At 62.2% G+C, this 23,880-nt stretch carries 22 protein-coding genes and 1 pseudogene; 10 read left to right on the forward strand and 13 right to left on the reverse strand.

Annotation, left to right across the window (positions count from 1 at the left end):
* Positions 1–211: 211 nt before the first annotated feature.
* A complete protein-coding gene (locus tag HBO11_RS18325; protein WP_017642575.1) occupies positions 212–2,155 on the forward strand; it encodes an integrase arm-type DNA-binding domain-containing protein in 1,944 nt (647 codons plus the stop codon).
* A 48-nt stretch (positions 2,156–2,203) separates the two neighbouring features.
* Here HBO11_RS18325 and HBO11_RS18330 read toward each other — a convergent pair whose 3' ends face one another.
* On the reverse strand, positions 2,204–2,845 hold the full coding sequence (locus HBO11_RS18330; protein ID WP_023110687.1) for a substrate-binding domain-containing protein: 642 nt from the start codon (positions 2,843–2,845) through the stop codon (positions 2,204–2,206).
* A 110-nt stretch (positions 2,846–2,955) separates the two neighbouring features.
* Here HBO11_RS18330 and HBO11_RS18335 point away from each other — a divergent pair, with 110 nt between their 5' ends.
* Entirely contained in the window at positions 2,956–3,249 is a 294-nt protein-coding gene (locus HBO11_RS18335) for a helix-turn-helix transcriptional regulator (RefSeq protein ID WP_003821173.1), read from the forward strand.
* 26 nt (positions 3,250–3,275) lie between these two features.
* On the opposite strand, the gene HBO11_RS18340 is transcribed toward HBO11_RS18335, so the two are convergent.
* Positions 3,276–4,169, reverse strand: a complete 894-nt coding sequence (locus tag HBO11_RS18340; protein WP_003821171.1) for a LysR family transcriptional regulator — start codon at positions 4,167–4,169, stop codon at positions 3,276–3,278.
* Between the two features lie 320 nt (positions 4,170–4,489).
* On the reverse strand, positions 4,490–5,578 hold the full coding sequence (gene hppD / locus HBO11_RS18345) for a 4-hydroxyphenylpyruvate dioxygenase (RefSeq protein WP_003821169.1): 1,089 nt from the start codon (positions 5,576–5,578) through the stop codon (positions 4,490–4,492).
* 131 nt (positions 5,579–5,709) lie between these two features.
* On the opposite strand from hppD, the gene HBO11_RS18350 reads away from it, so the two are divergent.
* Together HBO11_RS18350 and HBO11_RS18355 are read left to right on the forward strand one after the other, a co-directional pair.
* Complete coding sequence (locus HBO11_RS18350) at positions 5,710–6,192, forward strand: Lrp/AsnC family transcriptional regulator (RefSeq protein ID WP_033471055.1); 483 nt, start codon at positions 5,710–5,712, stop codon at positions 6,190–6,192.
* A gap of 100 nt (positions 6,193–6,292) precedes the next feature.
* Positions 6,293–6,487, forward strand: a complete 195-nt coding sequence (locus HBO11_RS18355; protein WP_003821167.1) for a heavy-metal-associated domain-containing protein — start codon at positions 6,293–6,295, stop codon at positions 6,485–6,487.
* Positions 6,488–6,561: 74 nt separating this feature from the next.
* Here the strand turns inward: HBO11_RS18355 and HBO11_RS18360 are convergent, their stop codons facing one another.
* The 4 genes from HBO11_RS18360 to HBO11_RS18375 form a co-directional block, all read right to left on the reverse strand.
* Positions 6,562–7,320 carry a glutaredoxin gene (locus HBO11_RS18360; RefSeq protein WP_017642570.1) on the reverse strand — a complete coding sequence of 253 codons (759 nt, stop codon included), beginning with the start codon at positions 7,318–7,320 and terminating at the stop codon, positions 6,562–6,564.
* Positions 7,321–7,543: 223 nt separating this feature from the next.
* Entirely contained in the window at positions 7,544–7,882 is a 339-nt protein-coding gene (gene fdx / locus HBO11_RS18365) for an ISC system 2Fe-2S type ferredoxin (RefSeq protein ID WP_003821165.1), read from the reverse strand.
* A gap of 15 nt (positions 7,883–7,897) precedes the next feature.
* The gene (gene cueR, locus HBO11_RS18370; RefSeq protein WP_003821164.1) at positions 7,898–8,377 is read right to left on the reverse strand and encodes a Cu(I)-responsive transcriptional regulator; all 480 of its coding nucleotides are present in this window, start codon (positions 8,375–8,377) and stop codon (positions 7,898–7,900) included.
* Between the two features lie 15 nt (positions 8,378–8,392).
* The gene (locus tag HBO11_RS18375; RefSeq protein ID WP_033471058.1) at positions 8,393–10,888 is read right to left on the reverse strand and encodes a heavy metal translocating P-type ATPase; all 2,496 of its coding nucleotides are present in this window, start codon (positions 10,886–10,888) and stop codon (positions 8,393–8,395) included.
* 235 nt (positions 10,889–11,123) lie between these two features.
* On the opposite strand from HBO11_RS18375, the gene HBO11_RS18380 reads away from it, so the two are divergent.
* On the forward strand, positions 11,124–11,480 hold the full coding sequence (locus HBO11_RS18380) for a metalloregulator ArsR/SmtB family transcription factor (RefSeq protein ID WP_003821162.1): 357 nt from the start codon (positions 11,124–11,126) through the stop codon (positions 11,478–11,480).
* A gap of 109 nt (positions 11,481–11,589) precedes the next feature.
* Here HBO11_RS18380 and lpdA read toward each other — a convergent pair whose 3' ends face one another.
* The 6 genes from lpdA to HBO11_RS18410 form a co-directional block, all read right to left on the reverse strand.
* Positions 11,590–13,017: a dihydrolipoyl dehydrogenase gene (gene lpdA, locus HBO11_RS18385; protein ID WP_003821161.1), complete on the reverse strand. Its 1,428-nt coding sequence runs from the start codon at positions 13,015–13,017 to the stop codon at positions 11,590–11,592.
* A gap of 105 nt (positions 13,018–13,122) precedes the next feature.
* Positions 13,123–13,521, reverse strand: a complete 399-nt coding sequence (locus HBO11_RS18390; RefSeq protein ID WP_015912828.1) for a hypothetical protein — start codon at positions 13,519–13,521, stop codon at positions 13,123–13,125.
* Between the two features lie 53 nt (positions 13,522–13,574).
* A complete protein-coding gene (locus HBO11_RS18395; RefSeq protein WP_039016762.1) occupies positions 13,575–16,721 on the reverse strand; it encodes an efflux RND transporter permease subunit in 3,147 nt (1,048 codons plus the stop codon).
* Positions 16,722–16,734: 13 nt separating this feature from the next.
* A complete protein-coding gene (locus HBO11_RS18400) occupies positions 16,735–17,802 on the reverse strand; it encodes an HlyD family efflux transporter periplasmic adaptor subunit (protein WP_262381073.1) in 1,068 nt (355 codons plus the stop codon).
* 44 nt (positions 17,803–17,846) lie between these two features.
* Positions 17,847–18,398, reverse strand: coding sequence for a hypothetical protein (locus HBO11_RS18405; RefSeq protein ID WP_039016763.1), 552 nt, complete (start codon positions 18,396–18,398; stop codon positions 17,847–17,849).
* A gap of 34 nt (positions 18,399–18,432) precedes the next feature.
* Positions 18,433–19,761: a TolC family protein gene (locus HBO11_RS18410; protein WP_058201276.1), complete on the reverse strand. Its 1,329-nt coding sequence runs from the start codon at positions 19,759–19,761 to the stop codon at positions 18,433–18,435.
* A gap of 282 nt (positions 19,762–20,043) precedes the next feature.
* Between HBO11_RS18410 and HBO11_RS18415 the strand changes: the two genes are divergently transcribed.
* The 5 genes and pseudogenes from HBO11_RS18415 (at position 20,044) to HBO11_RS18435 (ending at position 23,880) form a co-directional block, all read left to right on the forward strand.
* Positions 20,044–20,301: a metal-sensing transcriptional repressor gene (locus HBO11_RS18415; protein WP_039016764.1), complete on the forward strand. Its 258-nt coding sequence runs from the start codon at positions 20,044–20,046 to the stop codon at positions 20,299–20,301.
* A 9-nt stretch (positions 20,302–20,310) separates the two neighbouring features.
* Positions 20,311–21,496, forward strand: a pseudogene (locus tag HBO11_RS18420) (MFS transporter).
* Between the two features lie 133 nt (positions 21,497–21,629).
* Positions 21,630–22,658 (forward strand): cation diffusion facilitator family transporter, encoded by a 1,029-nt coding sequence (locus HBO11_RS18425; RefSeq protein ID WP_021205762.1) that lies wholly within the window; start codon positions 21,630–21,632, stop codon positions 22,656–22,658.
* A 43-nt stretch (positions 22,659–22,701) separates the two neighbouring features.
* Positions 22,702–23,079: a metalloregulator ArsR/SmtB family transcription factor gene (locus tag HBO11_RS18430; RefSeq protein ID WP_023110690.1), complete on the forward strand. Its 378-nt coding sequence runs from the start codon at positions 22,702–22,704 to the stop codon at positions 23,077–23,079.
* A gap of 231 nt (positions 23,080–23,310) precedes the next feature.
* Positions 23,311–23,880, forward strand: a complete 570-nt coding sequence (locus tag HBO11_RS18435) for a DUF4148 domain-containing protein (RefSeq protein WP_021204993.1) — start codon at positions 23,311–23,313, stop codon at positions 23,878–23,880.

A 23,880-nucleotide genomic window follows, 5' to 3' on the forward strand; every position in this document is an offset into this window, starting at 1 on the left:
ACTTCTACTGACGTCTGTAAGTCATTGAAAAAAGGGGCTTCGGCCCCTTTTTCCATTCCAGCGAGCGCCACGGAAATCCACCCACAGCTACCGTTTTTGAGTGACCAATTGAGGCACAAGAATACGGGTGGGACGGCTACCGGATAGTTGCTGGGGCTGAGCGGGAACCATGACGAGCATAGGGCCTAAGTCATTACTTAGGAGCCTCGAAATGGCACTCTCTGATCTGACCGTCCGGCAGGCAAGAACCACCGGAAAACGCTACACCCTCTCCGATAATGACTGCCTGGGCCTGATGGTCTCTGCTGCAGGCGGTAAGTCGTGGATGTTTCGCTACTACTGGCTGGGCAAGCAAAAACGTATGTCCCTGGGCGGATATCCTGCCCTCAGCTTGCGCGAGGCCCGCGCCGAGCGGGATAAGGCCCAAGCCCTGCTTGCCAGGGGGGTTGATCCGCAAATCGAGCGTGACCAGCGCCGGCACGCGGCCAAATTGGCGGGTGAATACACCTTTAGGAACGTTTTTGATGCCTGGGTCGAGCATCGCCGCAAGGAACTCAAGGAAGGCCGCCAGAGCACCCTGTCGCAGATTCTGCGCATCTTCAACAAGGACGTGCTGCCCGCCTTAGGGAAGATGTCGATCTACGACATTCGCCGCCCTCAGCTCCTGGGAGTTCTGGCGGCGATCGAGAAGCGCAAAGCGTTCACCACCGCCGAGAAGGTTCGCACCTGGTTCAACCAGATGTTCCGCTATGCCTTGGTCGTTGCCGAGGGCTTGGAGGTCAACCCTGCTGCTGACCTGGATGTGGTGGCCGAACCCAAGCCCCCGGTGACCCACAATCCCTATCTGCACCTGCCCGAGATGCCCGAGTTCCTTCAGAAGCTTCGGCTCTACACCCCCCGCGGCTGGCAGACCCAGCTTGGTGTGCGGCTGCTGTTGTTAACTGGGGTGCGGACGGGCGAATTGCGGCTGGCCGAGCCTGAGCAGTTCGACCTCGACCGCGGCTTGTGGATCATCCCGCCACAATTCGTCAAGCAGCTCCAGGACGAAATGCGCAAGGCCGGTAAGCGGCCGCAGGACGTGCCGCCCTACATCGTGCCCCTCTCTCTGCAGGCCATCGAGATCGTGCGCTATCTTCTGAGCGCGATGCGGCCGGCGCAGAAGTACTTGTTGGCTCATACCAGCGAACTCAAGAAGCGCATCAGCGAAAATACGCTGAACAAGGCCTTGCAGCTCATGGGTTACGAGGGGCGCCTGACCGGGCACGGCATCCGCGGCACCATCTCGACGGCGCTCAACGAAATCGGCTATCCGAAAATTTGGGTGGATGCACAGCTATCGCACTCCGACCCCAACAAGGTCAGCTCGGCCTACAACCACGCCAAATACGTGGAGCCGAGGCGCCGGATGATGCAGGACTGGGCCGATCGCCTCGACCTGCTCGAACAGGGCGAGGTAGAAGCTGCGAGCGCACACCTGACCATCCGCATCGATGGGGTGCCTGCGATGGCAGAAGTGGAAGAGGCGGTGGGTGCGGCCCCCATCGTGGCCGAGCCCCCTGTGCCCGGCGTGCAGTCCCTTGTCGCAACGCCCATTGTCGTCACTTCGAGCAGCGGCGGAATCACGTTCCGGAGACTGTCGCATCTGCCGCCGCCTCCGGTGCATGTCCCAGAGCCGGAAGTGTCCGCGATCCAGCGCGAGCGCGAGGAAATGCTGGCTATCTATGAGTCGCCGAACAGCCTGCCGGTCCCGTTGTTCGGCAAGCTGGCCGGGAAGTCCAAGGACCAGATCAACCGCGAACTGAAAGCCGGAAAGTTGCTGGCTATCAGCCTTGGCAATCGGGGACAGCGTGTTCCGGACTGGCAACTGGTGCCGCTCAAACACAGGCTGGCCCAGGTGCTCATGAACCAGTGCCCGCACGCGGATTCTTGGGGACTTTACCGCATGCTGACCCAGCCGCACCCTGACCTGGGCGATCGCGCCGCCATCGATGCGGTCACGCCGACCAACGTGCCGGCGATCGTACGGGTCATCATGGGCGACTACCAGCATCACGAGGATGTGCCCAAGGCCGTCGCCCCGCAGCCCGTCCCGGAAGATGTGCGGCAGAGCGTTCGTAGGCTAGTGGACAGCGCTGTGGTGATCGAGGGAACCTAATCCACGGGTCAGCCTATGGCCGGGATGACGCTTCCGGCCGTAGGCCCATCACCTTGCACCTTCCCCAGCAATCTGTAGCGCTCTACGCTCGAACCGCTTGGCAGCAGAATCGGCTTGCGCGTGGGGCCGTTGGAGGTACGTCACGATATTGTAGGGGCCATCGGCGAGCGGTCGCATGCCGATCCCCCATTGATGGGCACGCTCGATGCGCGATTGCGCGCATACGCCGATGCCGTAGCCGGATGAGACCCACAGCGCCATCATCTCGAATGAAGTTGCAGACAGGATGTTCTCTTGGTCCACTGGCATGAGGGAGGCCAACCTCTCGTCCAGCAAGGGGCAAGCCTCCACCCGCCAGCGATAGATTGGATAATCCTGAAGATCTGAGATGGTGAGCTTCGCCTGGTTAACTAAGCGGGACCGCGGTGGTATCGCAACGGCCATGCTTTCGCACCATAGCCTCCGGCTACTCGTCAGGTGATCCCCCGCACCGCTAAGAGATAGTCCCGCGTCGTAGCGGCCCTCCTGCAGGCCCGTCATCAACTCTTGATCCGAAACTTCACGCACGGCCATCGCGACGCCCGGCTCCTGCGCTCGCTGCAGTGCAAGCAGCGCCGACAGCCGTGAAGACGGTACACCTGGCGCTATGGCGAGTGTGAAATTCGGGGGCGGACTGATGACGTCATGCATGGATACCCCCAAAGAGGCGGCGGGAGGGGATCGAAAAGATCTACCGACATCATACTAAAGAGATATCTTTAACGTGGTTAAAGATCAGTGATTCCATGACGCTTCTGCGAATGCAGAAGCGCACTATTCGGCCTGGACGGCCCGCCGGAGTAACCACCTATGAGTCCGCACCGGCGTTGGCGTTCGGGCAAGCGGTGCGAGCCGCTCGCCTGGATCAGGGGATTGCTCAGGATGAGTTCGCGGGCTTGGCGGGGATCGCGCGTTCGCACATGGGCAAGATTGAGCGCGGCGAGCACATGCCGACACTCGCTCTCATTCTAAAAATTTCCCTGGCTCTCAAGATCAGCTCGGCCGAACTGATGACGGCCACGGAGCGCAACCTCTACCTTCAGGGCGATGCGTGACGCCGGGTGTGGCGCAGGCGCCGTAGCTAATCGCTCTTTGGCGAACGCAAACGCTCGATGAAGCGCTCTACGGGAACGGATAGTCCGCTACCGCCTTCGGGCCGAAGCAGGTAGGTGATGATGACGGCCGAATCGAGCGCCAACGGCCGGATCACCACGTCGGGACGTTGGCATACCGCGATTCGGGTCGCCGTTGCGAAGCCGATGCCGTAACCAGCTCCGACCAACGTGAGCATCATGTCCAGCGACGAGACATGCTCAACGATGGTGGACTCGCGCTCCAGGGGATGTAGCAGCCGGGTCAATTCGCGGCAGTAGCCCTCGCAAAGCTGCGGATCGCACATCACCAGCGGGTAACTCACGAGTTCACGTAGCGACACTTCCTTGTGGGCCAGCAACGGGTGCCGGATCGGCAAGGTCACCACCAGCGGGTCCTGCCAGATGGGCTCCGTCACCAGTCCGTCGCCGACGTCCGCAGTGTGTGCGAAACCGATCGCGAAGTCGCCGGATCGCAGCCCCCGCAACTGTTCCGCCAGGGTGACCTCGGAGAGCCGTATTTCGATCTCCGGCTCCTCCTGGCGGCACAGGGCAAGAAGTGCAGACAGCCGCGGGTCGATGGCGCCATCGGAGATGGCGATGCGCACGCTGCCTCTTAGGCCTGCGGCGATCGCCCTGACGTTTTCTCGTGCCTGCTCCAGGTTGGTGAACAGCCGGCGAATGTCCTGAAGGAAGGTGGTACCCGCTGGCGTCAACCGCGTTCCCCGCCGATCGCGGTCAAAGAGCAGCACCCCCAGTTCGTCTTCCAATTCCTTGATCGTGCGGGACAGCGGCGGCTGCTCGATGTGCAAGCGCTCCGCAGCACGGGTGAAATGCAGCTCTTCGGCGAGAGCCACGAAGCAGCGCAAATGACGAAGTTCCATGGGCACGTCCTTCAGCAATCCTGGTCATTGGGTTGGCCACGGCGCATTGCTGCCGAAGTGCGCTTAGAGGGGGCGAGGTAGTGCTGGGTCCCTCTTCAGGGCGAGGAAAAAGGCCATCGGTGTATCTGAATAAGAATACATATGTTCATGTATTAACTCAAGTCAAGAGTGGTAGCAACTGTTTCGGAACGTGACGCCGAACCCAACCCGCTCAATGCTTGAGCGGCTAAGGCCGTACTGACGCCAAAGTAGCGCGAGCCCACAGAGGGGCTCGCGAGATGTAGGACCGAAGGCGCTCTGCCTTCATGGAAAAGCCCAAATCAGGCCGGGTTGATTTCCAACGAGCCACGGTTGATCTGGTCGCGTTCCATCGACTCGAACAAGGCGCCGAAGTTTCCTTCGCCGAAGCCCTCGCGGTAGTTGCCCTTGCGCTCGATGAACTCGAAGAACACCGGGCCAAGCAGCGGCTCGGAGAATATCTGCAGCAGCAGGCGGGGCTGGCCGCCTTCGGTCGTGCCGTCGAGCAGAATGCCGCGCGCCTGCAACTCGGGCACGGGCTGGCCATGGCCGGGCAGGCGCTTTTCCAAGTTTGCGTAATAGATGTCGTTGGGGGCGGTCAGCAGCGGGATACCGGCCATCTGCACGCGGTCGAGCGCATCGAGTAGGTTGTCGCACAGCAGGGCGATGTGCTGGATGCCCTCGCCGCTGAACTGCATCAAGAATTCCTCAATCTGGCCGCCGCCCTGGCGTGCTTCCTCGTTCAGCGGGATGCGGATCAGGCCGTCCGGCGCGCTCATCGCCTTGGAAGCCAGGCCGGTGTACTCGCCGTTGATGTCGAAGTAGCGGATCTCCTGGAAGTTGAAGAACTTCGTGTAGAAGTCGGCCCAGTACGTCATGCGGCCGCGATAGACGTTGTGTGTGAGGTGATCGACGATCGAGAAGCCGTGGCCTTTGGGACGGCGATCCACACCGGGTAGGAATTCGAAGTCGATGTCGTAGATGGACTTGCCGTCCTCGAAGCGATCGATCAGGTACAGCGGCGCGCCGCCGATGCCCTTGATCGCCGGTAGGCGCAACTCCATCGGGCCAGTGGGAATGTCCATCGGCTGCGCGCCCAGCTCCAGCGCGCGGTGGTAGGCCTTGTGCGAATCCTTGACGCGGAACGCCAGCCCGCAGGGGCTGGGGCCGTGCTCGCCCGCGAAATACGCCGCCTGGCTTTTAGGCTCGCGGTTGACGATGAAGTTGATGTCGCCCTGGCGGTAGAGCGATACGTCCTTGGAGCGATGCCGGGCCACCTCGGTGAAGCCGAGCTTCTCGAACAGCGGCTCCAGCACGCCGGGCGTCGGCGAGGCGAACTCGACGAATTCAAAGCCGCACAGGCCCATCGGGTTGTCAAAAAGGTCGGTCATCAGGGGTGTCTCTCTTGGGTTTGGGGTGGAAATCTGGACACCCTAGATGGTAAGAAAAAGCCCGCACATCATTTCTGCAAAATCAATTGCAAATAGACTTCTTGATGCCTGATTCCTGCGTGGTGAAAGAAATGAGCACAGAAATAGTCCTTGATGGTACGGATAGACGCCTTATTGATGCATTGCAACGCAATGGAAGGTCCACCTTCGACGAACTGGCCGAACACGCAAGCCTGTCGTCCTCGGCCACGCTGAGGCGGGTGCGCCGCCTCGAAGAGGCTGGCGTCATCGCCGGCTATGTGGCCCTGGTGCACCCCGAACGCATCGGCCTCACCCTCACGGCCTACCTGAACGTGCGCCTCGAAAAGCACTCTGATTCGCACAAGCGCAACCCCATGGACGTGTTCCGCGCGTCGGTTCAGAACTGGCCCGAGGTGGTGGAGTGCCACGCGCTGACCGGCGACATGGACTACCTGTTGCGGGTGGTCGTCAGAGATATGGCCCACTACTCCCGCTTCGTGCTCGATACGCTGCTCAAGCACCCCAGCGTGCAAGACTGCAAGACCAGCTTCGTGCTGGACCGCGTGAAGAGCACCACGGCCTTGCCCCTATGAACATTCGGCAGGTTGGTGTGGCGGGGATGCAAATAGCGCTTGACCTTCCAACCGTGGCAAGGATCAAACTTTAAGCATCCCAACCCGAAAGGAGTTTTCCATGCAATTCCATCTCGAAGACATGACCTGCGGCGGCTGCGCCCGCACTGTGACGAAAACGATCCAAACGATCGACCCCAACGCCAAGATCGTTACGGACCCGCCGACCCGCCGTGTCGAGGTCCAGACCTCGGCCTCGCAAGAGCAGATCGCCGCGGCCCTGAGCGAAGCTGGCTTCCCGCCGCGCGCGCAGTAACACCGCGTCGTGGCCGGCATGCACACAGGACGGCCGATGCGAGCACGTGCGCTGCGCCATATCTGGCGCGGCGCTCAGTGCATCCCAAGGTAGGCGACCTTGGCCCACATCCACAGGGCCATCGCCACCATCATCAGGTTCTCGGTCAGGGACACGAAGTCCAGCGGCACGTTGCTGTCCCCGCCCACGCAGGCGCACTTGAGTTCCCGGCGATCGACATAGACCGCCTTGAAAACCGACACGGCCCCGACGGTCCCGATGAACAGCGCCAACGGAATCGACACCCACATCCCCACGCCCGCGACCATCAGGACGCCTGCGATGGCCTCCGCGAACGGGTAGAAATAGGCATACCGAACCCAGCGCTTGGCCAGCAGGTCGTAGTTGAGGAACATCGTCGCGAAGCCGTCCACGTCCTTGAGCTTCTGCAGCGCCAGGAGACACATGGCAAAGGCCACGAGCCACTCTGCCGCCTGAATGCTCCAGAGCTGGCCGAAGGCCGCCCAGCTCGCCGCCAGCGCCATCGCGGCCGCCATGGCGAACAGCGCGATCACAGGGGTGTAGGTCACGGCGTTCTTGTCCTTCACGGACATGCCGAAGAATTTGCGTAGGTCGTCGTAGCCGCCCACGCGCCGCCCGTTTATGAAGACCTGGGGCGTGGTCTCGACGCCATGCTCCTTCTTGAACGCATCCGTCTGCTCGCGGCTCGCCAAGTGTTTGTCCTCGACCTCGTAGCCCTTGCGTTTGAGCAGATCGAGCGACTTCAGCCCGTAGGGGCAGGTATGGCCGGGCATGACCATTCGGTAGAGCGTGGCTAGCTTGGGCGCAGACATGCAGGACTTCTCCTGTGTGACTTTCCATGGGCCGGCCGTCACGGATTTAAGGACGTTGATGACCTTTCCAGCCTAACCGACGACCGTGCAAAGGGAGTGTAGACACCTGGCTCGCGGGTTGGTCTGGCCCACGGGTTGGTTATCTGGCTGCAATGCCGTCAGTCCTCCATCTGCCAGAGCAACCCTGCCGCAGGCCGGTGCGCCTGAGGCAGCACGCAGGCTCCTAGTGGTTCTCCTTGGCATGGTTGATCGTGTACTTGGGGATCTCGACGGTCAGGTCTTCGGTCGCAACGATGGCCTGGCAGCTCAGCCGCGACTGCGCCTCCAGTCCCCAGGCCCGGTCGAGCAGATCATCCTCGCACTCCTCGACTTCGTTTAGAGAATTAAACCCCTTGCGCACGATGCAGTGACAGGTCGTGCAGGCACAGCTCATGTCGCAGGCATGCTCGATCTCGATGCCGTTGTCCAGCAGGGCCTCGCAGATCGAAGTGCCTGCTGGCACGTTCAGTTCGGCTCCCTCGGGAGCCAGTTCAGGATGGGGCAAGACTGTGATTTTGGGCATATCTCTCCTGGCTGCTCAGTGCGCACGCGGCTTTTTTCCTGCTGCGTTGGCTCGCGCGCGGCGCGGCACTGCGCCAGTGCGCGCTTCGGGCTTGTTGTCACTGGTATCGGGCTGCTCCAGCGTGTGCAGGATCGGGCAGTCGGGCCGTTCGTCGCCGGCGCAACACCGGATCAGCGCCTTGAGCGTCGCGGCCATCTCCAGCATGCTCTCGATGCGCCGGTCCAACTCGTCGATGTGTTGCTGGGCCAGACGCTTTACATCAGCACTCTGGCGCGACTTGTCATTCCACAGTCCCAGCAAGTCCGTGATCTCGGCTACCGAGAAGCCGAGGTCGCGCGAACGCCGGATGAAATGCAACCGGTGAACGTCGTCCTGGGTATAGGCGCGGTAGCCCGAATCGGTGCGGTCAGCCGGAGGGATCAGACCGATTTGCTCGTAGTAGCGGATCATTTTGGCCGAGACCTTCGAGGCCTTGGATGCTTCACCGATGTTCATGGTGTTCCTCCTTTCTCAATGAGCGGTATCCGCCGCCAGCGGCGGCTGGAAGCGGCGCAGGCGCAGCGCGTTTCCGAGCACGAACACGCTGGACAGCGCCATCGCGCCAGCCGCGAAGATCGGCGACAACAGCACACCGTATGCGGGGTACAGGACGCCAGCGGCCACCGGGATCAGGGCCGTGTTGTAGCCAAACGCCCAGAACAGGTTCTGGCGGATGTTGCCGATGGTCGCCTTGGACAGCGCGATGGCGTTGGGCACGCCCTGCAGGTTGCCCGACATCAGCACTACGTCGGCCGACTCCACCGCCACGTCGGTGCCGGTGCCGATGGCCAGGCCCACGTCGGCCTCGGCCAGCGCCGGGGCGTCGTTGATGCCGTCGCCCACGTAGGCGATCTGGCCGTGGCTGGCTTTCAGCCGGCGCACGGCTTCGACCTTGCCCTCGGGCAGCACTTCGGCCACCACCTCGTCGATGCCCAGTTGCTTGGCGATGGCCTGCGCGGTACGCGCGTTGTCGCCGGTGATCATCGCCACCTTCAGGCCGAGCTGGTGCAGCGCGGCAATGGCCGCGGGCGTGCTGGACTTGATCGGATCGGCCACCGCGATGATGGCGGCCAGCCGGCCGTCGATCGAGGCGTACAGCGGCGACTTGCCCTCGTTGCCTAGGCGCTCGGCCGTGCGAGCGAAGCCGCCCACGTCCAACCCCAGCTCACGCATGAAGCGATCGGCACCGACCTCGACACGCGCGCCGTCCACGGTGGCGCGCACGCCCATGCCCGTGACCGAATCGAAGTCTGTCATCGTCGGCAGCGCGATGCCACCTTCCACGGCCGACTCGACGATGGCGCGTGCGATCGGATGCTCCGAGCGCGATTCCACGGCGGCGACCTTCGCCAGCACCTGGTTGCGGTCAAAGCCGTCGGCAATCTCCAGGTCGGTCAGGACCGGGCGGCCCTCGGTCAGCGTGCCGGTCTTGTCCACGGCCACCACCTTGGCGTCCTTGAGCAGTTGCAGGGCTTCACCCTTGCGGAACAGCACGCCCATCTCAGCGCCCCGGCCCGTGCCGACCATGATGGAGGTCGGCGTCGCCAGACCCATGGCGCACGGGCAGGCAATGATCAGCACCGCCACGGCATTGACCAGCGCGAAGGACAGCGCGGGCGACGGGCCGAACACCAGCCAGACCAGGAAGGTCAGCACGGCGGCCAGCATGACGGCGGGCACGAACCACAGCGTCACCTTGTCCACCACGGCCTGGATCGGCAGCTTGGAACCTTGCGCCTGCTCGACCATGCGGATGATCTGCGCCAGCATGGTCTGACCGCCCACGGCGGTGGCACGCAGCGTCAGCGCACCCTTCTGGTTGACGGTGCCGCCGACCACGGTGCTGCCTTCCGCCTTTTCGACGGGAATCGGCTCGCCGGTGATCATCGACTCGTCCACGAAGCTGCGGCCCTCGGTCACTTCACCATCGACCGGCACGCGCTCGCCGGGGCGCACTTCCACGATGTCGCCCTGCGCCACGTCGTTGATCGGGATGTCCACGATGCGGCCGTCGCGCAGCACGTGCGCCTCCTTGGCCTGTAGGCCGACCAGGCGCTTGATGGCCTCGGAGGTGCGGCCCTTGGCCCGTGCCTCAAGAAAGCGGCCCAGCAGGATCAGCGCCACGATGACGGCGGCCGCCTCGTAGTACACGTTCACCGTGCCGGCCGGCAGCAGACTGGGCGCGAACGTGGCGACCATCGAATAGCCGAAGGCCGCGGCCGTGCCGACCGCGACCAGCGAGTTCATGTCGGGACCCAGGCGGAACAGCGCCGGGAAGCCCTTCTCGTAGAAGCGCCAGCCCGGAATGGCGAGCACCAGCAGGGTCAGCACGAACTGCAGATACCAGCTCTGCTGGATGCCGATGGTGGAAGCCACCCACTCGTGCATGCCGGGAATCATGTGCGAGCCCATTTCGAGCACGAACACAGGCAGCGCCAGCACGGCGGCCAGGGTCAGGTCGCGCTTGAGTTCGGCGCGCTCGGCGTCCTTTTTCTCGGCGGCTTCCTCGTCGGCCTGCATGCTGGTATCGACAGGGCTGGCCTCGTAGCCGACCTTATCGACAGCCGCGATTAGATCCTGCACGGATGCCACACCACGCACGGTAGCGCGCTCGGTCGCCAGATTGACCACAGCCTCAGTGACGCCCGGCACCGCCTTGAGCGCCTTCTCGACGCGGCCCACGCACGAAGCGCAGGTCATGCCTCCGATCGCCAGCTCGATGGTGCCCTGAGGCACGTCGTACCCTACCTTCTCGATCGCCTGGATCAGCGCCATGCGATCGACAGCACGGTTCAGGCGAATGTCCGCTCGCTCGGTGGCGAGATTGACAGACACGCTTGCCACGCCCTCGACCTTGGCAAGGGCGGCCTCGACTCGGCCGACGCAGCTTGCGCAGGTCATGCCCTCGATGGGCAGGCTGATTGCCGCTGCTTGGCCGCCAGCACTACTCGTTGTTGCCATGCTCATGGTGTGCTTCCCATAGTTGAAATTCGACATGGAGGGAGCTTAGGGTTTACCATCGTGGGAAGGTCAAGCGCTTTTTCGGATGCTGTCAGGTTTCAGAAATGACCCGGTGCACGGGGAGCGGAGGCCTTGCCTGCCAGGCTCGCACTGGTTCTTTGCTGCGCGCGCCTAAGCGGCTGCTGCCTTGTTAATTCTGAAGGGCGAAAACAGCCATTCGAGGTTAGGAAATATTTTAAAAATGAATACAAGTAAGCCATTCAGTACCCCACCGAAGGATCCCAGCGCCAATTTGGAATCGCTGTCACAGAATGACGTGACCATCTTGGCTGAGACATTCCGCCTCCTGGGTGACCCGTCCCGGCTGAGAATCATGCTGTGCTGCATGAAGGGCTCATCCTCGGTCGGGGATATCGCTGAAACCCTCGAACTCTCGCAGTCGCTGGTGAGCCACCACCTGCGGCTGCTGCGCGGTGCTCGCCTGGTCAAGGGCGTGCGCCAGGCCAAACAGATCTTCTATGAGGTGGCGGACAAGCACGTGAACCAGGTGCTGCTGGATATGGCCACCCACATCGCGGAAGACCACAACGACGAGTAACTGTTGGGCATAGCATGCCGTTGCAGCGTGGCCTACGTTCCATGGCGATATGCGCCCCACCGCCCGCAGCTGCGTTCGGTGAGGCGGTTTGGATGCCGCTTCCGATCAATCAGAAGTTGAGCGCGCGCTTGTCCACTGCCAGCGAGGCCTCTTTGAACGTCTCGGAGAGGGTCGGATGGGCAAAGCAGATGCGGGCGATGTCTTCGCTGCTGGCCTTGAACGCCATGGCGATCACGGCCTCGGCCACCAGTTCGCTGGCCTGCGGGCCGACTACATGCACGCCGAGTATCTCGTCCGTGGCAGAATCGGCGATCACCTTGACGAGGCCCGTCGTGTCGCCCAGTGCACGCGCGCGGCCATTGGCCATGAACGGGAAGGAACCGATTCGATAGGCGGTGCCCTGCTCTTTGAGCTGCTGCTCGGTGCGGCCTACCCAGGCAATCTCCGGGCTGGTGTAGATGACGTTGGGGATCGTGTTGAAATCGACGTGACCGTGCTGGCCGGCAATGCGCTCGGCCACTGCGACACCTTCCTCTTCCGCCTTGTGCGCCAACATCGGGCCACGCACCACGTCACCGATGGCCCAGATGCCGGGCACACTGGTGCGGCATGCATCGTCCACCACCACGGCGCCGCGCTCATCCAGTTGGAGTCCCACGGCGGCCGGATTCAGGCCTTCGGTGTTGGGCACACGGCCGATAGCCACGATCACTTTGTCTGCCTGCAAGGACTGCGTCTGGCCCTGGCTGTCGGTGTAGTGAATAGTCACGCCGGCCTCGGTTGCATTGACTTCGCGAACCTTCGCACCTAGTTCGATCTTCAGGGCTTGCTTGTCGAACGCCTTCTTCGCCTCCTTGGCGATGGCTTGGTCGACGATTGGCAGGAAGCTGGGCAAGCCTTCGAGGATCGTGACATCCGCCCCCAGGCGGCGCCAAACGGAGCCCAGCTCCAGGCCGATCACGCCGGCACCGATGACGGTCAACCGATTGGGCACGGCCGCGATGTTCAGCGCGCCGTCGTTGGAGAGCACGACCCGCTCATCGAACGGTAGGTTGGGGAGCGGCCGCACGTTGGAGCCTGTGGCAACGATGATCTGCTTGCCCACCAAGGTAACAGCCTCATCGGCGGCGACGCTCACCTCGAAGCCACCATCGACAGTCCTGGTGAAAGACGCCAGGCCGTTGAAGAACTGGACCTTGTTTTTGCGGAACAGATAAAGGATGCCTTCGTTGCTGGACTTCACCACCTGATTCTTACGTTCCAGCATCGTGGTCACATCCATGCGCAGATCACCCGTGGAGATGCCGTGCGTGCCAAAGTGGTGCTTGGCTTGTTCAAAGTTCTCTGACGACTGCAGTAGCGCTTTCGAAGGGATACAACCGATGTTGTTGCAGGTACCGCCAGGTGCTGGCTTTCCGTCCTTGTTCTTCCAGGCATCTACACAAGCGACCTTCATGCCTAATTGGGCAGCGCGAATGGCCGCGATGTATCCGCCAGGGCCGGCACCGATAACAATGACGTCGAAATGCATGTCCATGATTTACATCTCCAAAGTTTTTGAGGAAATAGTGAGCGCCTATGTCGCGCCTTTTGTCAGGTGGTCGCCAGATTACAGCTCGTTCCCTGACGATCACGTTGAACACTACGGAAGAACGAACCGGGCGCTCGCGGTATTGCCCCCACGTTCGACTTGGACAACGGCCTTCGTGCCCTTGGCTGCGGCGAAGGTCCCGCTGCCTTCGAGGCGGCTTCCGTCCGCGGCAGGCGTGAGTTGCACCTCCTGCTTTTGTGAGCCGGTCAACAGCGTGAGCTTGGCTTTGGTGTTGCTTACGTTGACCTGCTTGCCGTGGTCGCGCAGGTAGAGTTGCGCTGCTGCGGGCTGAACGACCAACTCGTAGTCCACGTCCCGGACTTCGGTCACGACGCCACCATGCAGCGGCTTGTGGTCATGCGCGTGGTCATGGTCGCCTGCGGCGAAGGCGGTGACGGATGCCAGGGCGAGGGCGGTGCCAGCCGTGAGGGAACGAAATCGAACAGACATGAAAGCTCCTATAGGGTTACGGTGGTTGAAATCGGGTGACAGAAGGCGTTGCATCAGAATGCCCCCGCGTCGCGGTCGTCCAGCAGGCGTTCGGCAGGCTTGCGGCCGAACAGCCAGAACATGGCGGGTGTAAGGAAGGTGTCCAGCAGCGTGGAGCTGACCAGCCCCGAGAAGATCACCACCGCGACGGGGTGCAGGATCTCAGTACCGGGTCGTGACGCCTCGAACAACAGCGGGGCCAGTGCGAAGGCCGTGACCAGCGCGGTCATCAGAACCGGGGAAAGCCGTTCGAGCGAGCCACGCACGATCATCTTCTGGTCGAAGTCCTCGCCCTCCATGCGCATGAGGTTGAGGTAGTGGCTCACCTTCAGGATGCCGTTGCGCACAGAAATACCCGCGAGCGTGATGAAGCCGACCAGAGCGGCCACGGACAACGGCTGGCCAGACAGCCACAGCCCCAGCACGGCGCCGACCAGGGCCAATGGAATGTTCACCATGATGAGCGCCGATAGGGCGACCGACTTGTAGCGCGTGTACAACACCACGAACATGAGCGTCAGGGAGACGATGGACAGCAGGCCCACCAGTCGCGAGGCTTCCTCTTGTGCCTGGAACTGGCCGCCCAGCGTGATGAAGTAGCCTTCGGGCAAGCGCACTTCTTGGACGACGCTGCGTATGTCGGCCACTACTTCGGACAGCGGCCGTCTCTGAGCGTTGGCCGACAAAACTATGCGCCGACGGCCATCGTCGCGGCTGACCTGGTTGGGGCCGTCGCTGTCTTCGATGGTGGCAAGGCGCGACAACGGGACCCGACCCATGGGCGTGTCGATGAGGATGCGGCTCAAGCCCTCAATCGACCGCGCCTGCTCGGGCAGGCGAACCACCAGCGCGAAGCGGCGGTTGCCCTCGATGACCTCGGTGATCTTTTCGCCTTCGACCAGGCTTTGTAGCGTGGACAGAATTTGCGGTGCGGCCACGCCGTAGCGTCCCGCCGCCGCATAATCCACGCGGATTTTGATCTGCGGCGCAAGGACCTGCTTTTCGATCTCCAGGTCAGCAAGCCCCGGAATTCCGGCCAGCTTGGCGCGCAGCAGATCCGCCTGCCCGCGCAGGACGTCCAGGTCCTCGCCGAACACCTTGATGGCGATCTGCGAGCGCACCCCCGACAACATGTGGTCGATGCGGTGCGAGATCGGCTGGCCAATGCCGATGGAGCCGGGCAAGTGAGCCAGACGCGAACGGATGTCGGCGGTGATCTCCTCCATGGAGCGCTTTAGCTCTGAGGCAGGCAGCAGACCCACGTCCAGTTCACTGACATGCACACCTTCGGCATGCTCGTCCAGCTCGGCCCGTCCGCTGCGCCGGCCCACGTGCTGCACCTCCGGCACCTGCGCGACCAGCAGCTCGGCTTGCTGGGCAAGCGCCGAAGATTCGGCCAGCGTCACACCGGGATTCAGGCGCAGGCCCACCAGCAACGTTCCTTCATTGAACGGGGGCAGGAACGTGGTCGGGAAGAATGGCACCGCGGCGACAGCCAGTGTGACAGCCACAGCGGCCATGCCAAGGGCGGCACGCGGCCGCTGCAAGACCCGCTGCAGGCCGCCCTGATAACGCGCCTTAAGCCAGGCTAGAATCCGAGTGTCGCCATGGTCCAGCGTCCTCATCTTGGGCAGCAGGTAGTACGACAGCACCGGAGTGACCGTCACAGAGACCAGCAGCGAGGCTAGCGTGGAGACGATGAAAGCGATGCCCAGCGGCACGAACAAGCGCCCTTCCATCCCCGGCAGCGCGAACAGGGGCAGGAACACCAGCACAATGATCATCGTGGCGTAGAGAATCGCCGAGCGAACCTCCATCGAGGCCCTGGCAACGATGACCAGGGGCGTCAGCCGGTTCTCAGGGTGGCGGGCGCGGTTCTCCTTGAGCCGCCGCATGATGTTCTCCACATCGACCACAGCATCGTCCACGAGACCGCCGATGGCGATCGCCAGCCCACCGAGCGTCATGGTGTTGATTGACAGGCCGAAATAGTGGAACACCAGCCCGGTCACGAAGATCGAGGCAGGAATCGCGGTCAACGCGATCACCAGGGGGCGCAAAGTGCCCAGGAAGAAGAACAGGATCACCGCCACGAAGACCGATGCGCCGATGAGCTTGCCTTGCAGCGTGCTGATGGACGCCTCGATGAAGTTGGCTTGTCGGAAGGTCACTTGCGGCTCGGCCATGCCAGCCGGCAGTGAGCCCTTCATGTCCGCTAACGCTGACTCGATCGAGCGGGTCAGTGCAATCGTATCGGCCGTGGGCTGCTTTTGGATGCCCAGGATCACGGCTGGCAGGCCCTCGAAGCCCGCATCGCCGCGCTTGATGGCTGGCGCAAACTGAACATCGGCGACCTGGTGGATCAGGATGGGTTGGCCCGCACGCACCGCGAGAGGCAGGTTACGCAGGTCGTCGAGTCGGGACGTGCGGCCCAGGTTGCGGATCAGGTACTCGCGGCCATTGATCTCCAGGAAGCCGCCGGAAGTGTTCGCGGAGAAGCCCTTGAGAGCCGCATCCAGATCGGACGCAGTCACGCCCAGCTCTGACATTCGCGTGGTGTTGGGCTGGACCTGGAACTGACGGACCTCGCCTCCGATCGGGATGACTTGGGCAACGCCAGGTATGGCCATCAGCCGGGGGCGTAACACCCAGTCCGCGTACTCGCGCGTGTCCATGGCCGACAGCGGCGGGGCTGCGTTCTTCTGCCCTGAGGGCTTGGCACCGATGGGGATTGCAATCTGCATGATCTCGCCCATCACTGAGCTGATTGGCCCCATCGTGGGCGTCACGCCCGGGGCTAGCCCTTCCTCCATGGACGTCAGGCGTTCGGAGACCATCTGGCGCGCCCGGAAGATGTCTGTCTTCCAGTCAAATGTCACGTAGATGAAGGAAAGCCCGGCGCTGGAGACCGAGCGCACGCTTTCGACGCTGGGCAGGCCGTTCATGGCCGTTTCGAGCGGGAACGTGATGAGCTGCTCGACTTCTTCGGCAGCCATGCCGCCAGCCTCCGTCATGAGAGTGACGGTCGGCTTGTTGAGATCGGGAAAGACATCTACCGGCGTGCGCGTCAGGGTGAACGCGCCATACGCCATCAGCACCAGCGCCCCGATGATGACCAGGAGCCGGTTTCGTAAGCTATTTTCGAGAAGCCACTTGAACATGGAATGGTGCCCCTCAACGAACTTGATTGATCAGGGACGCGCCCTCGACAACCACGCGGTCGCCGTCCGCCAGGCCCGAAGTGACAGCGATGGATGCACCATCCAAAGGAGTGATGTTCACGACACGTGGCTCGAAGCGCTCGGCCTGGTCTTTGACCCAGACGATGTTCTGGTTGGCAGGGTTCTTCATCAGCGCACCGGAAGGCACGCGGTAGCCAGGTACCGTCGTCGCCTCTTGCACGAAGACCACCACCGGCATACCGACCGCCAAGCGCGAGAGGCTTTCGCTGGTGCCCTTGAACAGCATGGGCAGGGCCTGCTCGCGCAGGCTGCTGGCGGCCCCGACGAAGCTCAGCGGCACCTTCTGACCGCCTACTGCGAGTGCAGCACCGGCCAGGTTCTGTGCCATTGCCGGATCGTAGGCAAGCGCCTCGATGCGCAGTTGGGTCGGATCGACCACCTCAAACACCAGTTCGCGCGCATCCACGACCTGCCCGGCAACTGCGGGGCTGGATGCGATGACGCCGCTGACTGGGGCCTTTAGTACGTCCCTGCCGGCGAGGCCCCCGCTCAAGGCGCGGGCGCGTTCGGTCAGGCTGTTTACTTCGCTTTCGGCTGCTTCGATCTCCTTGCGGGGCACGGTCTCCGACAGCTCGCGCAGCCGGGCCAGGCGCTTCTGCGCGAGCGCTTGGCCCGCACGCAGCTCGGCAACCTGGGCCATCTGGCCTGAGCGCTCCAGCACACCGCTGGCCGGTTCGATGTAAGCCAGCACCTGGCCCTTGCGCACGGATTGGCCGATCTGCGGCAGACCATCCGGCCCGGGCACCAGCCGGCCCATTACCATTGCCTGGACCTTGCCGCCTGTCGTCGGGTCCATGATTACTTTGCCAGCCAGTTCATGGCTGCGGGCCAAGGGCTCCTGCTTGATCAGCTGGGTGCGTACACCGATCTGACGTTGTGACGGTTTCGGAAGAAACACGCTGCCATCAGGCTGGCGCTGGGGGCCATTGGAAGACGCAGCCGGCGCTTCGTCGCCGTGGTCGTGACCGTCGTGAGCGAACGCGGGAGCAGCCAGAGCCAATGCAGCCGCCATGGCCGTCGTCATTAGGAAACGGAAGTTGCGCTTCATGCTGCACCTCGCAGTGCACCGTTGGTGCGTGTACGTCTGCGCAGCGCCCACGCTAGGACACCGACGCCGAGGACTGCGGCACCGCCACCTAGTACGAGCACACGGCCGGATGCGACGGCATGCTCGTGTTCGGCGTCTTCGCTATGAACATCGAGAACGCCAGTCAACAGGTCCGATTGGCTCTGCGCAGTAACAGTGGCCATGATTGAGGTCTCGCCATCGGATAGCGGCTCAGTCAGATCGGCCTCGAACTCTCCAACCCCGTGTGGGCTGACCTTTACCTGTCGACCACCCAGCTCGAGGGTCAGCTCGCCATTGGTCACCGGCCGGTTGTCGGCAGCATGGTCGAGGTAGAGTGTGAGACGCTGGCCGTTCAGCACACCCACCAGTTCGAAGTCATCGGAAACTGCGGCAAAGCGCGGAAGCGCGGCCGCTGCGGGGGCAGGAGCGGCTTCGCCATGGTCATGGCCGTCGCCGGCCCACGTTGCGCTGGTGCCAAGCAGGAGGCTGGACAAGGCAGCAGCACGCCAGAAAGAGGATTGCGACATTTCTAAGGTTCCAGGATGGTTGAGCGCGCGCTGATCAGCGCGTGCCGGAGATGTCAGTGAAAGTCTCGGTCGGCTGCGGCAGCGTGCCTTGAGCCTGCAACAGGGACGAGATGGCCGCGGCATGCTCCACCTTGGCGAGCAGCGCCGCGCGCTCGGCCTCGGTGGCCTCCTGCTCGATGCGAAGGCGTGTCGGCATGTCCGTCTCGCCCATCGCGAACGACTTTTGGTAGAAGGTGCGCGTTTGTTGGGCTAGTCGCTGGCGCTCCGAAGCGGCCTGCATCTGGGTGCTGGTTGCCAGTTCGCGCGATTGGGCAGTTCGAATTTCCGAGAGTAGCCGGGTGCGCTGGGCCGCGAGTGCCGACTCAGCCTCCAGTGCCTGCGCATTGGCGCTGGACAATTGCTCGGTATGACGGCTACCCGTACCGAAGGGAATGCGCACACCCACCGTGATCGTCTGGTTGTAGCGTTCGCCGTAGCCGCCCCGATCCCGCGTGGTCGCCAGGGTCAGTTCGGGGTTGGCGTACTTCTGATGGGACACCAGTTCCGCAGAGCGGCGGGCCGCCAGCGCCTTGTGCTGCAGTTCCAGCAGCGCAGGGTGGTTACCCAACAACGCGCCGGACGGCTGTGCCGATGCCGGTTGAACTCGGACACCTGACTGCTCCGGCTGCGCGGAATCGGCCTGCGACGGGATACTCTCGATGCCGGTCAGTGCCAACAACGCCTCGCGCTGCGTGACTTCTTCGGCCTGAGCAATGGCCAGGGCACTACGAGCCGACGCCAAGGCGCCATCGGCCTGGTTTCTGTCGGCTTGCGCCAGGTCGCCCGCGCGAACCCGGCGAGCCACATCTTGCGCCAACTCGTCCGCGCTGCGGGTGCGATCCTGCGCCGCCATCAATTCGGCCTGGGCACGCTGCCATGCCCACCATGCCTGGCGAACCTGTCCGGCCGTGCGTAGCTTGGCGGCCAGCATCCGGCTGGATAGAGCGAGGCTTTCCGCGTCCGCCCAGCGTGCCGACGAGGCGCGCTCACCAGGCATCCAAAGGGGAATAGCCACCCCGACTTCATATTCGCGCTTTCCGTTGCGGTTGTTGAACCGATCAGTTTTGGTGGAGGCTTCCAGCGCCATCGGACCTGCCACCCAACTACCGGCCGTCTCTTGGCGTGCTTGGGCGGCCTGCTGCCAGGCGCCTTCTCCAGCGGCTTCTGGCTGCCGCTGCCAAGCTGACTCCCACAATTGGGCGACCATGTGGCTGTCTGGTCTGGATGGGACGTGAGGGGCGGCTACTGGCTGGGCTAGCACGGTGCCGGCCCAAAGCGTGGATACCGCCCATATCCATCCCTTGCGTATGTCTTTGCGAAGCATTCAATTCTCCATCGGTGTTGCATCAGTACTTACCCCCGGCTGGGTGTTCTCTTTCCGAGCAAGTGCTTGTCGTTGAAAAGCCACTGTCTACTGGCTTAGATATGAACAATTGTATATTTATTCATATGAATGGGAAAGAAAACCTTACCTCCTTTGAGCACCAATCGCCTTAGAGAGGGCGTCGGGCGCAAGACATCGAGAGGCGAGGTGGGGCTAATCCACTGCGCAAACAGCTATGCAGACTCCTTGAGCATATCCCCCAGGGGGGGATATGATTGCTGCATGAAAGAGATGCACAAGCACACCAGCCACCCAGATCTCGTGAAACGGCTCAAGCGCGCCGAGGGTCATCTGCGACACGTCATCGGGATGATCGAAGGAGAAGAAACCTGCCTGGACATCGCTCGCCAGCTCGCTGCGGTGGAGAGCGCCGTCACAGCGGCCAAGCGCGTCCTGATCCATGACCACATCGACCACTGCCTGTCTCATGATGAGGACTCCGTTCTGGCCGAAATGAAGGCACTAACCAAACTGCTCTGAGGTCTCTCGATGCTCTCCGTCCTAAAGAACCGCACCTACCGCCACCTGTTCACCGCGCAGGTGATCGCACTCGTCGGCACAGGCCTTCGCCGACCAGTTCCCGCGACGGTCATTACTCGTAGCGCTGGACCTGGTACGAGCGGTTGTCGCGATCTGTTTGCCATTTGTCACCGAGGTCTGGCAGATCTATCTGCTGATCTTTGTCCTGCAAGCGGCATCCGCCGGCTTCACGCCGACTTTCCAAGCCACTATCCCGGACATCCTTCCCGATGAAGAGGACTACACGAAGGCGCTGTCGCTGTCCCGGCTGGCCTATGACCTGGAAAGCCTGATTTCCCCGATGCTGGCTGCTGCGCTGCTGACCGTCATCAGCTTTCACAACCTGTTCGCGGGAACAGTGCTCGGTTTCCTCGTTTCAGCCGCGCTCGTGGTCAGCGTGCGGTTGCCCACAACTATTCCCGGACCGCGCCGCGGCATTTGGGATCGCACGACCCGCGGCACACGCATCTATCTCGCTACGCCACGCCTGCGGGGCCTGCTGGCGATCAGCTTGGCCGTCTCGGCGGCGGGCGCCATGGTGATCGTGAACACGGTGGTTCTCGTGAAGGCGCGCTTTGGCCTAGGCGAGGTCGAAGTGGCGTCGGCACTGGCGGCATTCGGAGGCGGTTCGATGGTGGCAGCCTTCGTTCTGCCATCCTTACTGGAAAAGGTGGCCGACCGAACCGCGATGCTCACCGGCGCTACCGTACTGGTCGTGGGCACGGGGATCGGCGCACTGCTGCCGAGCTATGCATTGTTGCTGCCGCTGTGGTTGATCATCGGCTTTGGCTACAGCGTGGCGCAAACGCCATCCGGCCGTCTTCTGCGCCGCTCGGCCCATGCCGAGGACCGTCCTGCGATCTTCGCGGCACACTTCGCGCTGTCGCACGCCTGTTGGCTCATCTGCTACCCACTTGCCGGCCGCTTCGGCGCGGTCATGGGCTTGCCATCGACCTTCATTGTCATGTCCCTGGTCGGCTTGGCCGGCGTGGCGCTGACGCTCTGGCTGTGGCCGGCCAGCGACCCTTCTGACGTGGCGCATGACCACCCCAGCTTGCCGCCGGATCACCCTCATTTACGCACACACGCAGACCAAGGCAGGCACCATCACCAGCTGATTCTGGATGACCTGCACCGTATCTGGCCGAAAGGATAGGCACATTTTCTCGTTGCGGCATCACAACGCATGGCTTCGGAGGCTGAGAAGGGTGAGCCAAAATATATCAAATGAACACATATTCATGTGTTATATTTCACCATAGTCAAACACTCAACCAGCAGAGGCGCCCATGTCCCAATCCAATGCACATGATCATGGTCACGACCATGATCACGACCACACCCCCACAGTGACCAGCGCCAACGAGCGCAAGGTTCTGGTTTCCTTCTTCCTGATCTTCGGCTTCATGCTCGTGGAAGCTGTCGGCGGCGTGCTGTCGGGCTCGCTAGCCCTACTTGCCGATGCTGGCCACATGCTGACCGACGCCGTGGCACTTGCCCTGGCTTACGCTGCCTTCCGATTCGGTCGCCGCGCAGCCGACAGCAAACGCACATTCGGTTACCTGCGCTTCGAGGTCATCGCCGGCTTCCTGAACGCCGTGACCCTGTTCGCGATCGTCGCATGGATCGCCTACGAGGCGTGGGAGCGGCTGCAGGCGCCGCCCGTCATCCTCGCCGGCCCGATGATGATCGTCGCCGTGCTCGGCTTACTGATCAACGTCCTCGTGCTGTGGATCATGACCCGCGGCGAAACCGATCACGTCAATGTGAAAGGTGCCATCCTCCACGTGATGGGTGACCTGCTCGGCTCTGTCGGCGCCATCGTTGCAGCGATCGTCATCTACTTCACCGGCTGGACTCCGATCGACCCCATCCTGTCGGTTCTAGTAGCGGCGTTGATTCTGCGCAGCGCCTGGAAGCTCCTGGCCAAGTCGATCCATATCCTGTTGGAGGGTGCGCCAGAGGACGCTTCGCCGGAAAAGGTGGAACAAGGCCTGATGAGCACTGTGCCCGGCCTGGCGGCTGTCAGCCATGTTCACGTGTGGCAACTCACTTCCGGTCGCACGATGGCCACGCTACACGTTCGACCCAACGTGGACGAGGAGGCGCGAGCTGTGGTCAAGCGCGTCGAGGCGGTGCTGCGAGAGCAGTTCAGCATCGAACACGCCACAGTCGGAATCGACTGGAACTCGGAGGCTGACGAGAACATCTGCAGCCTGCAACCCACGACAGGCCGTCAGGACCACAGCGGCCACGACCACAGTGAGCACAATCATGACCATGACCATGACCACTCCGCTCCCGGTCACAAGCATTGAGGCCGTGCTAGACGGTTCGCAGTTCACTTGAGGGTTTGAATCCATGACATCCCGCAAAACCACCAGCGCCGCTATTGTGCAATGTTCGACCTCTAACCACGGCACGACCACTGATGTCCTCGCACTATCGCAAAGTGACGTCGCTGTTCTGGCAGAGACCTTCCGCCTGCTGGGCGACCAATCGCGATTGAAAATCCTGTTGCTGTGCATGCGCGGATCGGTCGCAGTGGGCGACATTGCTGGCTCGCTAGACCTGTCGCAGTCCTTGGTCAGCCATCACCTGCGCCTGTTGCGCGGCGCGCGCCTCGTGCGCGGCGAGCGCCAAGCCAAGCACATCTTCTACGGCATTGCCGACCAGCACGTCAGCCAGGTACTCCAGGACATGGCGGTTCACATTTCGGAGGACAGACACGACGATTGACTGAACATGTGAGTGCGCGCCGGCCTACTCCTTCAAGGGGTAGGCTTTTTTTGGCTATCAATCTAGAGAGACACCGGCGCGCCTTGCTGAATGCCTAGAAGACCCCACAAGCAAAAAGCACTCTAAAAATAAACACTTGAACATATCTTCATGTGTGTTATTATTTGTCTACGGGGTATCCGAAAGGCGTAAGGACCACGCCATTATTTTTAACGTCAAGGAGTATTGACCATGTCCAAGAAAATTCGCTTTGCTGTTCTGCTTTCCGCACTTTTTGCTGCTGGAGCAAACGCTCAACCGTTCGCCGCAGATATGACACGGCAACAGGTCCAAGAAAATCTGACTGCTTGGAGGCAATCTGGGCTGGAAGCGTTGTCTCGCGGCGAAAGCGGCCCGGATACGTCCAGCCCTCAATACCAGGCTGCCTTTCAGCGCTACTTGCAATTGACCCAAGGTGATATGTATCAGGCGCCCTCAGCAGGAAAGACTCGTGCTGAAGTGATGGCTGATTTGGAACTGTGGAAAATCTCCGGCATGCACGCGCTCACCTCGCGCGGAATCACCACCGCTTCGCACACCCAAGCCTACCAACAAGCCTACGAGAGCTACCTCCAGCTCAAGCTGGGTGCGGCTTACAAGGCTCCGGTGGCATTGACTCGTGCTCAAGTAAAGAGTGATTTGGCAGATTGGCAGGTTGCGGGAATGGCTGGATTCTGGGCTGGTGAGCAGACGCCTGATACCTATAGTGATGCCTACCGCACCGCATTTGAAACCTACCAGATGCTGCGCAACAAAAAATGA

The organism is Pseudomonas sp. WS 5010, assembly GCF_012985565.1.
Taxonomy (GTDB): Bacteria; Pseudomonadota; Gammaproteobacteria; order Pseudomonadales; family Pseudomonadaceae; genus Aquipseudomonas.